Annotated in this window: 12 protein-coding genes; 4 read left to right on the top strand and 8 right to left on the bottom strand. The window is 57.2% G+C overall.

Annotated elements, in window-relative coordinates; genetic code table 11:
• The first annotated feature begins 300 nt into the window (after positions 1 to 300).
• Positions 301 to 933, top strand: coding sequence for a tyrosine-type recombinase/integrase (locus ACXAG8_RS16860; RefSeq protein WP_475229549.1), 633 nt, complete (start codon positions 301 to 303; stop codon positions 931 to 933).
• A gap of 294 nt (positions 934 to 1227) precedes the next feature.
• Here ACXAG8_RS16860 and ACXAG8_RS16855 read toward each other — a convergent pair whose 3' ends face one another.
• Positions 1228 to 2244 carry a helix-turn-helix domain-containing protein gene (locus ACXAG8_RS16855; RefSeq protein ID WP_475229546.1) on the bottom strand — a complete coding sequence of 339 codons (1017 nt, stop codon included), beginning with the start codon at positions 2242 to 2244 and terminating at the stop codon, positions 1228 to 1230.
• A gap of 132 nt (positions 2245 to 2376) precedes the next feature.
• Between ACXAG8_RS16855 and ACXAG8_RS16850 the strand changes: the two genes are divergently transcribed.
• The 3 genes from ACXAG8_RS16850 (at position 2377) to ACXAG8_RS16840 (ending at position 5538) form a co-directional block, all read left to right on the top strand.
• Positions 2377 to 3432 (top strand): DUF1214 domain-containing protein, encoded by a 1056-nt coding sequence (locus ACXAG8_RS16850; RefSeq protein ID WP_475229543.1) that lies wholly within the window; start codon positions 2377 to 2379, stop codon positions 3430 to 3432.
• Positions 3429 to 4481 carry a DUF1214 domain-containing protein gene (locus tag ACXAG8_RS16845; protein ID WP_475229536.1) on the top strand — a complete coding sequence of 351 codons (1053 nt, stop codon included), beginning with the start codon at positions 3429 to 3431 and terminating at the stop codon, positions 4479 to 4481. The genes ACXAG8_RS16850 and ACXAG8_RS16845 overlap by 4 nt, the downstream gene beginning before the upstream one ends.
• A gap of 370 nt (positions 4482 to 4851) precedes the next feature.
• The gene (locus ACXAG8_RS16840) at positions 4852 to 5538 is read left to right on the top strand and encodes a helix-hairpin-helix domain-containing protein (protein WP_475229531.1); all 687 of its coding nucleotides are present in this window, start codon (positions 4852 to 4854) and stop codon (positions 5536 to 5538) included.
• 265 nt (positions 5539 to 5803) lie between these two features.
• Here the strand turns inward: ACXAG8_RS16840 and ACXAG8_RS16835 are convergent, their stop codons facing one another.
• The 7 genes from ACXAG8_RS16835 to ACXAG8_RS16805 form a co-directional block, all read right to left on the bottom strand.
• Positions 5804 to 6343 (bottom strand): hypothetical protein, encoded by a 540-nt coding sequence (locus tag ACXAG8_RS16835; protein ID WP_475229528.1) that lies wholly within the window; start codon positions 6341 to 6343, stop codon positions 5804 to 5806.
• Between the two features lie 302 nt (positions 6344 to 6645).
• The gene (locus ACXAG8_RS16830) at positions 6646 to 8142 is read right to left on the bottom strand and encodes a YfjI family protein (protein WP_475229524.1); all 1497 of its coding nucleotides are present in this window, start codon (positions 8140 to 8142) and stop codon (positions 6646 to 6648) included.
• Positions 8139 to 9023 (bottom strand): DUF7146 domain-containing protein, encoded by an 885-nt coding sequence (locus ACXAG8_RS16825; RefSeq protein WP_475229520.1) that lies wholly within the window; start codon positions 9021 to 9023, stop codon positions 8139 to 8141. The genes ACXAG8_RS16830 and ACXAG8_RS16825 overlap by 4 nt, the downstream gene beginning before the upstream one ends.
• A 91-nt stretch (positions 9024 to 9114) precedes the next feature.
• On the bottom strand, positions 9115 to 9519 hold the full coding sequence (locus ACXAG8_RS16820; protein WP_475229512.1) for a winged helix domain-containing protein: 405 nt from the start codon (positions 9517 to 9519) through the stop codon (positions 9115 to 9117).
• 2 nt (positions 9520 to 9521) lie between these two features.
• Positions 9522 to 9704, bottom strand: coding sequence for a helix-turn-helix transcriptional regulator (locus tag ACXAG8_RS16815; protein WP_475229509.1), 183 nt, complete (start codon positions 9702 to 9704; stop codon positions 9522 to 9524).
• Positions 9705 to 9788: 84 nt separating this feature from the next.
• Positions 9789 to 10550, bottom strand: a complete 762-nt coding sequence (locus tag ACXAG8_RS16810) for a hypothetical protein (RefSeq protein ID WP_475229505.1) — start codon at positions 10548 to 10550, stop codon at positions 9789 to 9791.
• Positions 10550 to 11743 (bottom strand): tyrosine-type recombinase/integrase, encoded by a 1194-nt coding sequence (locus tag ACXAG8_RS16805; RefSeq protein ID WP_475229501.1) that lies wholly within the window; start codon positions 11741 to 11743, stop codon positions 10550 to 10552. Before ACXAG8_RS16805 ends, ACXAG8_RS16810 begins: the two co-directional genes overlap by 1 nt.
• Positions 11744 to 11902: the final 159 nt, after the last annotated feature.

Below are 11902 nucleotides of genomic sequence, written 5' to 3'. Positions count from 1 at the left end.
GGTGGTCAAGCTGCACGGCGAACGAAGGGCCGGATTGTAGAAGCTGCGTCGCAGCGGCATAGTTCTTAGGAAGTCATCGTATTCGAACCACGCCGTCACTGTCTACGTCCGCTGTCCGCGCATCCAACCAGATCAAGCGACGCGCAGCAACTTCCAGATTGGGCTCTGTGCGGACGAATGCACTGGCAGAGGAACAGGGTTCCAACAGCTTCGGATAACGGCCATTCAGCTTGATGCCATGCTCTCTTTGTCAGCGCGGTGCTGATGTCTGGGTTTGGAGGGAGGATTGGAGGGCATATTATGCCAAGAGTCCAACTTCCCGCAGTTACCCCAAAACACAAAGCCTGGAACAAGGGCCGGATCATCGGTCAAAAACGTCCCCTTCTTCCAAAACAAGTGTGGGCCATCCGGGCGCGGCTTGAACTTTCGGGTTATCTTCGTGACCTTGCGCTATTTAACGTTGCGATTGATAGCAAACTGCGCGGCTGTGATCTGGTCAAACTCGCCGTGGCAGATCTGGTAAAAGATGACCGCGTTCGCGAACGCGTTTCAATAGTCCAGAGTAAAACCAAGAAACCCGTTCAGTTCGAACTCACTGAAAACACAAGAAATACCGTCATAGTGTGGGTGCGATCTCCTAAGATGATTGGGTGTCGGTTCATGTTTCCGAGCCGTTTCCACGACCGCCCGCATATCTCAACACGTCAATATGGTCGACTTGTTCGTGATTGGGTTACAGTGATTGGCCTGGAACCCAGCGGATACGGAACACACTCGATGCGCCGGACCAAAGCTGCGGAGATTTACCGCAAGACGGGGAACCTCCGCGCCGTGCAACTTTTGTTAGGCCATACGAAGGTCGATAGCACAGTGCGTTATCTGGGCGTTGAGCTGGAAGATGCGCTAAGCATTGCTGAACGGATCGACATCTGAACCAAGTTGGCGTGCGGCTATTGCCGTTCGCCAATTAAGACCAGGCCTTCATGGTTCCCGCAGCGGTCGGCAGGACTGAGCCCTTTCTGGGGGTTCGTGTTTTGGCTGCGTGCGCTTGCAGCGCGAAAAATGCTGCATATGCAAAAACCGCCGTGCCGTCGCGCGGCAAAAAAAACGGCCATTCGTGCGGCCCGCAGCATGCATCGAGCGGCTAATTTGCCGGTCGCGGGCACATCCGGCATTTGAAAAAATGGCATCCTGTCGCACGTTTAACTTTTTGGGAAGAGCGCAGTTTCAATATCGCCTTATAGGAAGGGCTGCTCTCCGAAAAACCGTTGGCGAAATGCCAGTCTGGCGACGAAAGGCGCGAGAAAAGTGGCTTGGAGAGGAGTACCCGAGCGCTGTTGCGATCTTGGTAATCTGAATGTCGGATTCACTTAGAAGTTCGACCGAGTATTCCAATAGGGCCTCATCGACAATCTGCCTGAAGGTCATACCTTCATTGTCCAGCCGTCGTTGAAGCGTACGCACTCCCATGCCAAGCCCTGCCGCAACCTTGTCAAGACTGGGTATCTGTTCCAGAACAGACATCCGTACCACCTCTTTCACAATCTCAGCGAGCGTTACTGGGCTGTGGCCACGGCGCGCGCGTATGACCTCGCGGGCCGTCACGCGAGCCTCTGATCGGTTGTCCGGATTAGGTAAATCCAGAACATGATCGGGCAGGAAGAAACTGACGTGTTTGCCGCCAAAACTGACCCGGGAGCCGAGCGTTTCTTCGATGAGGTCAAAATGTCGCGTTGCATTGTAGTCGAGAGTAACGTGGCCTGGCCTCCAGGATTGACCGGTATAATGTTTTACGACGCTCTCGATCACGCCGAGCCCGATGTGCGAAATGTTCTCGTAGGAACGAGCGCCCGCGACTGCCGTTCGATATTGAACCTGCATGCCCCCCCTTTCATGAACAAGCTGGAACGTATCGCCGGTCGAATGCGTGAAAAAAACCTTGATCGCGCGATTGAAACAGTCCCTTAAGGTCGGGGCGGCAAGGATGTAGTCCCCCCAGATACCATAGTCCCGTACCGTCATCTGGTGAGTTGCTTCCAGACCAATGCGGGCGACACCCAATTCACGACCTGCGGCATCCACGAACTTCAGTAGCGAAAGCTGCGGGAAATAGAACTCGCGATGGAGGTTTTGAGGCAAGCTGGTCGGCAGACCTGACGCCTCGCACACATAAGCCAGCCGCCGCTCGCCACAATGTGCGGCGACCATCCCAGGAAGCGCCGAGAGCGTTCGCGCCGTTATCATCGACGTGCTCAGTTGTTTTCCTCCATTTCCCGGAAACGCTCCGATCCCACGGATGCATTTTGTCACAAAATGGATTGCTGCAAAAAGAATTTCGGCGCTAGGTCCTCGTCAAAGGCTGCAGAGGAGGGATTCATGAAGCTCAAGAGATCACTTCTGGCGCTGTTTGCGTTCGGCATGGGCGCAGCCAACTGGTCGACCGCCGTAGCCCAGGACACCGTCGAAAACTACATTCGCGAATACCCGCATCAGGAACAGGTCCAAATGATGACGGACTGGCTCGCGGATAATCAGAAGGGCACTTTCGTATTCACCGGTCTGGTCGATCCCGAGGACGACACGGTTATCACCCCGCAGGCCACCGTGAATTATGGCTACAACTGGTTCAGTCTGACTGACGGGCCCGCGATCATGACGACACCGGAATACGACCGGTTTTTCTCGATCTCCATTTTCGATATGAAGCATAATGTTCCGGCCGTCATCGTGAACCCCGACAAACCGATTCTCCTTACCCGTCCGGGGTACGACTTGCCGGACGGCGACTTCTTCGTAGTCGAACTCGAAACGGATCAGGGACTCGTCCTGACTCGTATGGTTGTCGTTGATAACCTTGACGAGGTCATGGCGCTTTCCGGAGAAATCTCAATGGAAGGTGGTGACGGCGAGATGTACAGACCAGTCCAGAAATTCTCCGATGACATTCGCGAACGCGCGGAACATGTGATCGCCGCGATGGTCGAAGTGGTGAACCCCGACGAGGCATTTGGCAAAATCTCAGGCGATGTCGGGGAACTGTCGCTGGCCGCGGGCGTGATGCAGGGTCAACTCGGGACTCCCTCGGAAACCGTTCGTTACGCCTTGAGCTTCACCGACGACGAAGGGCAGCCGTTGAAAGGCGATGCCAGCTATGAAGTCACCGTTCCCGCGGGCATAGTCAAAGATGAGGGCTACTTCTCAGTCACACTCTACGGAGTCGACAACAAGCTGCTTATTCCGAACGATGCGGGCATCTATGATCGTACCTCATACAGCGCTGACGCGAACGAGGATGGAAGCTACACCATTACACTCTCTCCCGATGGCGGCGGCACAAACGGAATTCCGACAGGTAAAGATTTCTACTTCGTCACGCGCGCTTACGTTCCCGAACCGGGCGCCGACAACCAACCAAAGGTGGAAAAAAAGTGAACAGGATTTTCACAGCAGCTGTTTGCACGGCTTTCGCGACCTCCGTCGCCGCCGAAGTTCCCGACATCGACAGCTCCGGCTGGGCAGCCGATCCGCGAGAGCACGGAATGTCCCCGGCCGAATACATCAACGCCGAGAGCCGCGCCTTCATGGCCGATTTTCTCGGTCGCTCCGGCATCAACGAATTCTTCCATTTTACGTCATTGACCAAGGCGGAAGATCACTGGGTTGTCTCGCCCAACAATGACACGATCTATTCGCTTGGGGTTGTAAACGCCCGCAATGGTTTCACCCTGGAGCTTCCCGATGTTGGTGATCGCTTCATCTCGGCGCAGATCATCACCGAGGACCACATGACTCCCTACTATTTGTACGGAGGCGGTACGAGAGAGTTCTCGGCAAACGATATGGAAACCGATTTTGTCGTCGTCGGAATCCGGATTGGCACCGATGGCACGGAAGAAGATGTCATGCTCGTGACGGAAGAACTGCAACCTCAATATAGGATCATCGGCGCAGCGCCAGAGGCGGATCTTCCCGGTTTTGACAGAGAGATTCTAGAAAAAGTGCGCGCCGCGATGCTGGTGGAGTATTCCAAGTTGCCCGATCTCTTCGGTGCCATGCAAAAACAGGTGGCGGACGTGAAGGACTGGGAGTTTTTCACCTACGTCACCGCTGGCGCATGGGGCCTGTCAGCCGACGAAAACGCCATGTATGCCCCCGGCGGACCGGTGGATGCCAAGGGCGACGTCTGCTACACCGCGACCTTCCCGAAGGTGCCGGTCGAGGCGTTTTTCTCGATTACCCTCTACGGTCCCGAGAAGTATCTGATGTCCGACCAGGACAATATCGTCAGTTCCAACCAAGGTGCCGTGACCAACGAAGACGGCTCTTTTGACGTTGCCTTTGGAGCGGAGGACTGTCGGGACCTGGCGCCCAACTACGCCGCCACGCCCGAAAATGGCTGGAGCTTCCTGGTGCGCGCCTATCGTCCTGATGTGGAGGCATTCAAGGCATATGAAATGCCCGAAGTTCGACGGGTCGAATGACTGATCCGCTTTCCTTTTCTGGATGCCCAGCAACGCTTCTGAGCAGTTGTTTTCGCTACGCTGACGTGGCTGGCACCTCGCCCTGGGTTCGCGAGTGTCAGGCCTTCAGTGACCGCTCTGGCGACACATACTGCTTCACAGCGAGAACCATGCTGCGCCTGCGAGCATCTTCTGCGCCAGCAATAGCCGCATAAGCAAAAGGCGGCTTCGTCCGCAAAGCGGTCGGTCGCCCAATTTCGGCGAACGTCTGGTATATGGTTTACGCTGCCGTTGGAGCCTCGCCTCGTTTATAGGTCCAGAGCCTAGCGCCCTACCTTGAACGGGAATCAATCAGAAAAGGGACAGACTATTTGCTGGAGTCTGCAAACTAATGGATAGTGTTGTCTGTAAAATCTTGGCGGCGCATCAAGAAAGCTCAAAAAAGATGAGGTTTCTAAGACGGTTAACTCGCGGCTCAAAAGCTGAATCCAATAAAGATGCACCTTCATCAGAGCAACGGAACTTAGCGCTGCGTGAATATGCGCGCGAAAACGCGGACTTAATATCACATTGGGAGCTTTCCATCACGCTCAGTCTCTCAACCCCCCTTGAATGGCTCTTACGGCACAATGAAACGGCCTCTGAACCAAGCGACGTGCCTGCTCACATTGGGATTTGGTTGCCAAAGCTAGAAGGTAAGTTGGATCTGCTAATGAGAGATAGTTCGCAGTGGAGTCCAATAGGCCCGGTTCCTAAAGACGGTGGCGAACTTCTTCCGTTCTTAATTAGATACCGCGAAATAGTAGAGGCAGATGAGCCTAGAACTTTAATTTTAAAAAAACTTCAACGCCTTGAACTAGATAACCCGGAAATTTCTGTAAGTTTGGGTGGAGATTTGGGTAAGCGCTTTATTGTTTTTGAACTGATATCATTGCCGGGTTGCGGTAGGAGAAGTGCAGAGCGATTGCTAGAGGCTGGCTATCTTTCGAAGCAAGACGTGGCAAAGGCATCCATTGAAGAACTGACAAAAATTGAAGGGATAGGCAAAGCCACTGCAAGAAAACTAACAGGCATGTGACACGCTGCGTCTTCACATGTTATCTGCTGTGTTTCGGGCTTCACGGCAAAGCGCGTTTACCTTTTTTCGTAGTTTTGTGGTTTCAACGCTGCGCGCGCCCTCTTTCCAGTTCGGATGCTCTTTACCGGGTTTGGCCCCGCCGCCTGCACCATGCATCCGGCAGACATTCCAACTTCGAACGGCAGGTGCACGGCATGGTTCGCCCGTTCGTTTAGACCTCGCGGTGCATCTGGGCGCGGTATGGGCACTTTGCATGGGGTAAGCGTCACTTTTCTTCACGGCCCCGCCCCCCCGTTGCGACAGCCCCGACAACCGCCTGCCCGCCATCTTCCACAGTGACACGCTCAACACGCACAGTTTGCTGGCCCTTCGAGCGGTAGCGCTTGAGCGTATCCATCTGAGTTGCATAGCTTCGCGCCAGCTTGTTCAGCGCACGTTCGGCGGCGTCCTGTTGCGCGAGGTTTTGCACATGGTTCAACCGCCGCGCCAGCATCATTGTCGCCTGATGCGTTGCCGCCATCTGGGTTAGCAACAAAGCTTCCGCTGCGTCCCCTGGCTCCATCGCATCTACAAAACCAAGCGTGAAGTTGGACGCGCTTTCATCCACTCGTTTGCCATGTGAGCCAAGGCTTGCAATCTGGCCGATCAAACCCAAAGCAACCGCCTTGTTCGACAGACGGGAATAGTCGCCGTCAACTTCGATTTTTAGCGCGTTGTTGTCATCTTCATGGACTGTGAACGACAGCGCTTTGCGCTGCGCTAGTTCCGGGTTGTGGGCAGATTTCGGTTCGAGTGATTTTGCCATGTCAGTCGCCTTTCCGTTGTGTCCAAGTCAAGGTAATGCCGCACCAGTGCCGTCCATCCGGCCCATGCCGTTGCCACTTTGTCAGCCTGCGCCATTCATCCTGCGTGACGACGCGGCCCGTCCAAGTCCTCACGCGGCCCCCGACTGTTTCGCCATGTTGTTCGGTTTCTGGCCCGCTGGGCCTTGCGACACTAGCGACTTCTGCGACACACGAGGCTAGTGTCGCAGAAGTCGCGGTTGTCGCAGCGGGGCTGAGGTTCTTTTCACGCTCCCCGCCCAGCTTTGCGAGTTCGGATTGTGCGTCAAACCACATCGCCACAAACCCGCACTGTACGCCAAACTTCGGCCCGCGCTGCCCCACGCACAACAGTGCCCCCGTCCAGTCGCACCAGCCACCCATGCTTTTCTAAGATGCCCAGCGCGGCCCGCGCCTTTGGGCTTTCGCGAAGCGCGTTCGGCCCCAGCCGCACCACATCGCGCACCATGATTTCAGGATGCGGCCAGCTTTTCAGAAGCCAGCGGCGCAAGGCTTCGGCCTTATCGATTTCCGCCGATACCGTTGCAGCGCTTGCGAGCCGTGAAGCCTCAGACAGATAGAATTGCGCCAATGTGATGGCATCAGCCATGTCGCTGGCAAGCACATGCGAGGCTTCGAGGTCGCGCCACAGGGTCAACACGCCCGCAATGCGTGCCGCCTGTTCTGCCGCTTTCGATGCCGTTCCGGTGATGTGCGCCAAGTCTCTGCCATCTGCCTGCGCGGCTTCGGTCGCGTCGGCAAAACCTGCCAGCAATGTGCGAGCGTCGGGGGCAAGGCCAAGAATGCGCGGCTTCAGTTCGCGGGTATCCGGGTCTATCGGCATGGGCGCTTCAAGAATAGCGCTCAGCCGTGCCTCGAATGCCCCAACCGCCATGTCATCGCGCCGCGCGTTGGCTTGCATCCTGGTTCCAATAGCGCTGGGCGGTTCACACATCAGGAAGCGGGGCAGAAAGCCCGTATCCGCCGCCAACGGGTCAGCCATGAAGCCCTGTGCCACGGTCGGCTGCACCATAAGGTGCACCGCCAGCCGCCGACCGTAGAGCGTCGCATGACCATCACCCGAGCGCGTGCGCCGTATCGGGTTGCCTTGCCAAAGGTCATTCAACGCGGCCAACGTCTTTTGCCGGTTGTCTGAGTTCATGGCGTGCCCGCCAAGGAATTGCCCGCCTTCATCCGAGAAAAGGCCAAGGCTGGGCTGGCCCGTCGCAAAAAGCTTAGTCAGCCCTTCGAAAGTCGGCTCAGTCACGGTCCGGTCAGCCGATGGCGGGGCGTCGGGCTCCGGCCCCAGGGCTTCGAGGTCGGCTTGTGCCGCCGTGCGCTTTTCACCTTTGCCTTTCTTGGCGTCCAAGAGGATGCGGTCGCGTTCCCCCTTCCAGAGCGCTTGTGCATTCCGCCAGCTTTCCAATGCTTCGCGCTGGACGGTTGCCTGTTCTCTTTCATGGTCGCGCAGCGCTGCCATCAGCGGGGCGTCGCAGGCTGATTTCCGTTCGCCGCTTCGGGCGATGGTCAACGCGTAGAGCGAAAGCGCACGCGGCCCGCCCAGTGTTTCCACATCCGCAAAGCCTTGCACCGCCAGTGAGGCGACCGACAGCGCCGATTGTGCCGGGATGGCGATAGGGGCTTGCGTGATGCCTTGCACCGCCTCTACGGCCGCGCGCAGCGGCCCCAGCGCGTTAACGGGATAGGCTGTGCCTGGAGCAATCTCGCGCACCAGCGGTTGCGGTTCTTCGGGCGTGAAGGGGATTGGCTGGGGGGCTGTCATGCGGCTTCCCCTTTCATGGTAAGAATGTCGTTCCAGTCGCGACCATCGGGGGCGGGCAACAGCGATACTTGCCAGCCCAACCCATGTGCCCGCGCGGCCAATGCGTTTGCAGCTTCACGGCCCGCTCTGTCGCCATCGGGGGCAATCGTTACCCGCCCCGGATGGGCAGGAAGGCGCAGCCCTCGGATGCCGGATGTAGACAGCGCGGCCCAAACGGTCGCAGGCGTGCGCAGAAGGCCAGACGCAAGGCTTAGGGCGGTTTCAATGCCTTCTGCCACCACTAGCGGCCCCGGCCCTTCAGTGAGCCTTACAGCGCCGCCAGCGACGGTCCCCAGCATTAACTTGGCGGGGTCAATGTCTGCTTTGCCAGAACCGTCGACGCGCAGGTAGGTGCGATGTACCGCAGGCAGGCTTGCGCCCTGCACAGCTGCCACCAACGCAGGATAGCGTTTAGCGGTCGGTCCATGCCAACATTGCCCGTGAAAGCGCAAAACCTGGCCCAAGTCGCAGGTGATGCCGCGTCCGCGCAGATAGGTTTCCGCCAGCGTGTCCGAGATGGGCTGCGCTTCGGTCCAGACCTGTTTTGCTTGCGCCGCCCGTTTTGCCGCTTCGGCCTTCTGCTCAGCGTCGCGCTGGGCCAGCGTTGCCGCGTCTGGGGGCGTGTAATCGCTTGAGCGGACGCCAGCCGCCGCCAGAATGTCGAGAAAGGCGCAGCCGCTTTTCTTGCAATCCAGCAACAGCCGACCATTGCGGCCATCGGCCAATGTTAATGCGTTCTGTATTTTGTTCCGCTCCGGCTGGCATACGGGGCAAGATGCCGCCCCATATCTCCGATACCATTTGCCGCCCAGCACAGTTGTCAGGTCGCGTGCATCACTCATTCGCTCGCCCCCCAAATCAAAACCGCCAGAGCGTGCGCCTGCGCTTGGGTTAGACCGTGAAGGCGACGCAGGTAGAGGATCTGCAAACGGGTCATTGTGCGCCCCTTTTCCACTCTGGGGTAACGCAAGAGCGCAGCACATAGCGCCCGTGATGCCCCGGAAAGTCGCCTTCATGCGGTTCGGTGATGGTTTCGATTTCCACTCCGAGTTCGCGAAGGTTGAACACATACCCGCTCCACCTCGGCGCAGGGTTTTTGATAGGCGTGCAGCCTTTCACACTGGCCTTACGTAGTTCTTCGAGCGCCCAGCGGTCTCGGCCCCCGACAACAATTCTAAACGGCTCACCAAATCGGGGAGTGACAGGATAAGGCGTCCCGGAAATGTGGCGCTTGGCTATGGGTTGTGGTATTGTAGAAAGGCATTCCGCATCCGCCTGGAAATGCTTTTCTGCCCCGGCCGCGCCCGCCAGCGCGCCGGGGGTTCTCGTTTTAGCCATGGTTACGCCGCCTCCCCACGAAGGTTGCGCAGATGGGCGTCAACCTCGTCCTCGGCCCAATAGATACGGCCGCCCAGCTTGATGGGTTGGGGCAGGCGTCCTGTCGCGAGGTCGGTGTAAATCGCGCTGCGCGAGCGGTTGCCCAACTTGGCGCGCAACTCAGTCAAAGTCAGATATGTTTGCATATCGATGCTTCCTTCTTCTCATCCTTAGTCATTCAGGATGGTTGGAAGGTGCCCCGATGAGTGCGTATGCGCGTCAGCAGGAAGTTAAATTTTTTTTGCGTTTCTGCTAACGCCGCCTATGGCGTCCTGCGCTTGGACCATGGATCGAAGGGCAGATGCAGCTGAACCGCTGCAGCCGAACACACATAGAATGTCGCTTAAGAGTCGGCCAAATGGCCCGGGAGCGTCGTGCTTCTCCGTCTTAGGTGCAAATTCTTCAAGATGAGTTTCATACTCCAAAAAACGCTTTTTTTCGGCGCGCCGTTCGTTTTCGGGAAGAGCCAGGATGGACAACTCGTTTGGAACGACAGGGCCATAGTGTTCGGAGTTCGATTGCCACTTTTGTTCTGCCCATATTTTTCGCGCAGTTTTTGCAAGCGCTGCCGAACGCCAATCGCGTTTCTTACTTGCCTTGACTCCAGCCTTACGCTTGACCCTCATTTCCGATGCTGCGTCCTTCGCTAGAGCAGCCAACAGATAAGCCTCATAGGAAAGAGGCTTGTCGCGGTCCCACCATAGAGGAGCCGCCCAACTGAGTTCGCGTATCCCATCCTGCCCAAGAGCCTTTATCGCCCGTTGTAATTCAGTCGCTGCTTTCTGAACCCGCGCCCAATCTCCTTCGTTTGGCCCAAGCCCAAACGCCAAAAGAGGATTATGATATGCATCATATAGCTGAACCGCGATGAGTTCACTTGGCTTAGAGATTCCAAAAGTCGGCTGATACGAGATTGAGGTATCGGGAAAATGTCGCTCGATGGCCTCAATGAGGCCTGCAGGTAGGCAATCTACATCAAACTCGGATTCCATCACAGCGCCCCTGCCAGCTTAACAACTTGCCCAGCGCCACCAGTCACATGGTCAGCCCAGCGGTCAGCCAACTTGGCGCGCTGTTCGAGGTAGTCTGTGCGGCGATAGGCGCGCACTACACCACCATCCACCACATGCGCCAACATCGCTTCTGCGACTTCGTGCGGGGCGTCAGTCGCTTCGGCCAACCATGTTCGCAGGCTCGTGCGGAACCCATGTGGGCGCGCTTCTAACCCGCGCCGTTCCATATGACGCGAAAGCGTCATGTCGCTAATCACGCCTTTGCGGCTGTTGGGGAACAGGTAGCCGTTTCGGGCGTGCGGGCGTGCAAGGTCAATCACGCGCTGGGCTTCTTCCGATAGGGGCACGCGAAAATCACTGGTCGCGCCTTTGCGGCCCTTCATCGCTTCTGCTGGCACGGTCCACACATCGCCTTCGATTTGGTCTATGCGGATGTTGCGTAGCGGCCCGGAGCGCACGCCGGTCAGTATTAGAAGGCGCATGGCCAGATGGGTAAGCGTCGGTTCTTCGAGGCTTGCATAGAAGTCAGGCACATCGCGCCAATCCATCGCCGGGATGTTCTTCGGTACATGCCGGGTTTTCCCAAGCAACGCCTTTGCCTTTACGGTCGCCTGCAAATCTACATCTAAGCCCAGCGCTGCCGCGTGCTTCATCACGATTGAAAGGCGATTCAAGGCTTTACGCGCCGTGTCGGCCTTTGTGTGCCAGATAGGGGCCAGTGTGTCGCGAATGTCGCGCTGGTCAACTTCGGTCACGGGGACTTTGCCCAGCTTCGGCAAAACGTGAAGGTTAAGAGGCGACAACCACCGCCCCGCTGTGCCATCGCCTTTCAGTTCCGCCTTGCGGGTTTCGAAGGCGTCCGCAGTAATAATGGCTAGCGATATATCTTCGCGCCGTGCTACGCGTGCTTCGGCTTCGCGTTCCTTGATCGGGTTGCGCCCCGCAGCCGCGACTTTTCGCCAGCGTTCGCCCTGTTTGCGGGCTTCGGCCAAAGACACGGTTGGAAAACCACCCAGGCCCATTTCCTTGCGCCTGCCGTAAACGGTCACACGTTGCACCCACTGCGCCCCGCCATCCTCGCGCTTCACCAGCCAAAGCCCAGCGCCATCACAGTGCTTTCCCACGGGCGCTGTCTTAACGAATTGAGCCGAAAGCCTGTTCTGAGCGCGCATTACGTATCCCCCTAAGTATCCACCTTAATGTAGTGGATGCGGACGGACACAACAAGCCAGCGCAAGACAAGCACAGCCATATTTTTAGGGGGATAGGATCAGGAAAGATCAGAAAAATACAATGCAAAACAATGTGTTGTTGCCTCTCCTGGGCACCAA

It is taken from the genome of Ruegeria sp. ABD4_443 (assembly GCF_056160865.1).
Note: the sequence above shows the minus strand (reverse complement) of the source record. Positions and strands in the feature narration are given on the sequence as shown.